The sequence below is a fragment of the Mesobacillus sp. genome (assembly GCF_049588175.1).
GTDB lineage: Bacteria > Bacillota > Bacilli > Bacillales > Cytobacillaceae > Mesobacillus.
Genome location: NZ_JBAVFI010000149.1, coordinates 1 through 3,175, shown reverse-complemented (window position 1 = coordinate 3,175; position 3,175 = coordinate 1). Strand labels below are relative to the sequence as shown.

The following is a 3,175-nucleotide window of genomic DNA, read 5'->3' as shown; positions in this document are numbered from 1 at the left end:
CAGTGACAGGATACCTCTTATTTTGATAGAGAAAATCCCATTAGAAAGTGACCGATTCATAAATGAATCCTGCACAATGTTCCTAATTGTCTCTGAAAGAGAATGAACTAAGAGGAGATATGAATTTTATCCATACCGTTTTGAATTTGAGGTGCTCCTTTGGAGAATAAAAACGATGAATTAGTATTCAATTCCATTAGTAAAATACTGTTGGTTTTATTTATCAGTTTAATAGGCAGTGCAGTTCCGGTCTGGTCTTTTACCACTTTTAAAATCCAACTTGCGATTCTATTTATAGGAATATTGATCGCGGTTTATTGGTATCGGACCATTGAGGATGGGCGAAAGTATAATTTGTTTGCCGCTGCAGATATGATCGTTTTAATGGGATTTTTCGCGATTGTTCCTGTTCTTAGGCTTACCTTTGGTACCATTGTTTTCTGTGTTTTCCTAATTACCTATCTGCTATTTTTATTCCATTCGATTTTTAAAAGTATCGTGCTGCACCGATTGCCTGCAGCACTAAAATACCTGCCGGCCATATCGTTGAGCGGAGCAGTGATCTTATTGTTGAGTGCATTCTTTTTAAGGGATACCGAGGGTGCAATTATAGTAAACATAATCAGTTCCAGCGATGGATCTGTTATTCTGGCTTTCTTACTATACGTTATTGGTGTGCTCATGACCTGGTTAGGTATTTTTGTTTTAAGAGAGTTTTTTGAAAAGCCTCCAGAAAAAAAGCGGAATCTTATAAAGAGGCCAGGATGAAGAAAAAAAGTAGCTTATAAGTAGATTTAGCGAATTCATAAAGTTCTACAGCTAAAAACCAGGAAATATGGAGAGAGAATATGGTCAAAAACACAACAGTACTAACGATTTTACCGCTCATCATTGGAGCGATATCATTAGCAATCCCTGATTTTTCAATGCTCAATATGTGGTTTGTTCTGGGTCTCTATATCCCGCTGTTTTTATTTGCTGTTTATCTTGATCTAACAGGGAAATCAAAGAAGTCAGACAGGCTAAGAGGTTATGTTGGCTATTTTAGTTTTGTATTGGCTTCTATCTACTTCGCGCTGCCTGCCGTAAGGGTTTTTCAAGAAAAGCCAGTCCTGCAACTGGCGATCATTGGTCTCTGGTTGGCTGCGTCAGTTTTCACCTTCTGGAAAAATGAACTCATGTTTTCTATTGTATTTGGAAAAAGTGATGAACATCGAAAATATTCTTTCATCTTGCATGGAACCATGTTCTTTGCAATAGTCGCTGGCGGCGGGGGACACAATAAGGCGGCGGAATATTTTTCTTTTATATTTGGTGAGAATGCAACTTTTGCTTATTTCACCATTATCTTGTGGATTTTTTCTCTCTGGATGACAATCTTCGCTCAAAGTTCAGTTGGTGTGTTTACGAAATTTAAAAACTGAGAATCTCTTCAATTTGAAGGGATTTTTTATTTGGAATTTTCAGCTATTTTGCTATAATATTTCGTAAGACGAATAAATGGAGGTATTTGAAATGTCTTTACATACATATCCATATCCATCACAGCGAATGGCGACGGTGGCCCGCAATGGGATGGTCGCTACGTCGCAGCCGCTTGCGGCACAGGCGGGGCTTGATATTTTAAAAAAGGGAGGCAATGCGATTGATGCTGCGATTGCCACTGCGGCGTGCCTAACGGTTGTTGAGCCGACTTCAAACGGCATTGGCGGCGACGCATTTGCCCTGGTTTGGGTGAAGGATAAGCTTTATGGCCTGAACGCAAGCGGTCCTGCTCCACAATCGATTTCGATCGATAAAGTAAAAGAGCTTGGTCATGAAAAAATGCCTTCTCATGGCTGGATTCCGGTCACTGTACCGGGTGCGCCGTCTGCGTGGGCAGAACTGTCTAAAAGGTTTGGACGCTTGCCGCTAACAGAAGTGCTGCAGCCGGCAATTGACTATGCTCGGAATGGCTATCCACTGACTCCAACTCTCGCAAAATACTGGAAAGGTGCTTTTAAAGCTTACAAGAATCGGTTCCAGGGTGAGGAATATGGAGAATGGTTCCGCGTCTTTGCTCCGGATGGCAGGGCGCCAGAAGCAGGCGAGATGTGGAAATCAGAAGACCATGCGAACACGCTTCAGGAAATCGCGGAGACGAACGGAGAGAGTTTTTACAGAGGAAAGCTGGCAGATAGAATCGCCGAAGCATCTGAAAAAGCAGGCGGCTTCCTAAGAAAGTCTGACCTGGAAAACTATCATCCAGAATGGGTTGACCCTATTTCTGTTTCGTACCGTGGACATGAAATCTGGGAGATCCCGCCGAACGGCCAGGGAATCGTTGCGTTAATGGCACTAAATATTTTAAAAGGCTACGAGTTTACTCACCGTGACGATGTTGATGGTGTCCACCTCCAGCTTGAAGCGATGAAACAGGCATTCACGGATGGAAAGGAATATGTTTCAGATCCCGTGACTATGCAGGCAAAGGCAGCCGATTTGCTTTCTGAAAAATACGCGGAGGAAGCTCGAGCGAAGATTAGCGAAGAAGCAAGAATGCCAGAACCAGGTTCGCTGCCAAAGGGCGGAACGGTGTATCTGGCAACAGCTGATGGCGAAGGCAACATGGTTTCTTTTATCCAGAGTAATTACATGGGCTTTGGCTCAGGGATCGTTGTTCCTGGAACAGGCATCGGGCTGCAAAATCGAGGGCACGATTTCTCGCTTGATGCGAATCATGCGAATGCACTTGCTCCAGGTAAGAAAACGTATCATACAATCATTCCCGGCTTCATCACGAAAGGCAAGGAAGCAGTTGGACCCTTCGGGGTGATGGGCGGGTACATGCAGCCACAGGGTCATGTCCAGGTTGCCATGAATATGATTGACTTTGGCCTGAATCCGCAGGCCGCGCTTGACGCACCGCGCTGGCAATGGATTGAAGGAAAGCAAATCGAGGTGGAACACCACTTTCCGAATCACATCGTCAAGCAGCTGGCCGCTCGTGGGCATCAAATGAAAGTGGCGTACGACGGCGGCGGCTTTGGCCGTGGCCAGGTCATTGTAAGAAATCAAGAAACGGGCGTACTGACAGGCGGAACAGAAATGAGGACAGACGGATCAATTGCATGCTGGTAATAAAATAGCTTAAGGGACGCTCATAATCGGGCGTTCCTTTTTTACTATTGTGGGA

At 44.3% G+C, this 3,175-nt stretch carries 3 protein-coding genes; all 3 read left to right on the top strand.

Going from position 1 to position 3,175, the window contains the following annotated elements:
• The first annotated feature begins 159 nt into the window (after nt 1-159).
• The 3 genes from WB217_RS03620 (at nt 160) to WB217_RS03610 (ending at nt 3,120) form a co-directional block, all read left to right on the top strand.
• The gene (locus WB217_RS03620) at nt 160-768 is read left to right on the top strand and encodes a hypothetical protein (protein ID WP_423990723.1); all 609 of its coding nucleotides are present in this window, start codon (nt 160-162) and stop codon (nt 766-768) included.
• An 80-nt stretch (nt 769-848) separates the two neighbouring features.
• The gene (locus WB217_RS03615; RefSeq protein WP_423990721.1) at nt 849-1,424 is read left to right on the top strand and encodes a hypothetical protein; all 576 of its coding nucleotides are present in this window, start codon (nt 849-851) and stop codon (nt 1,422-1,424) included.
• Between the two features lie 91 nt (nt 1,425-1,515).
• Nucleotides 1,516-3,120, top strand: coding sequence for a gamma-glutamyltransferase family protein (locus tag WB217_RS03610; RefSeq protein WP_423990719.1), 1,605 nt, complete (start codon nt 1,516-1,518; stop codon nt 3,118-3,120).
• The last annotated feature ends 55 nt before the right edge of the window (nt 3,121-3,175 follow it).

Excerpts from the sequence above, each read along its gene's own strand:
- WB217_RS03615 (WP_423990721.1), top strand. The coding sequence starts at position 849 with ATGGTCAAAAACACAACAGTACTAACGATTTTACCGCTCATCATTGGA.
- WB217_RS03610 (WP_423990719.1), top strand. The coding sequence starts at position 1,516 with ATGTCTTTACATACATATCCATATCCATCACAGCGAATGGCGACGGTG.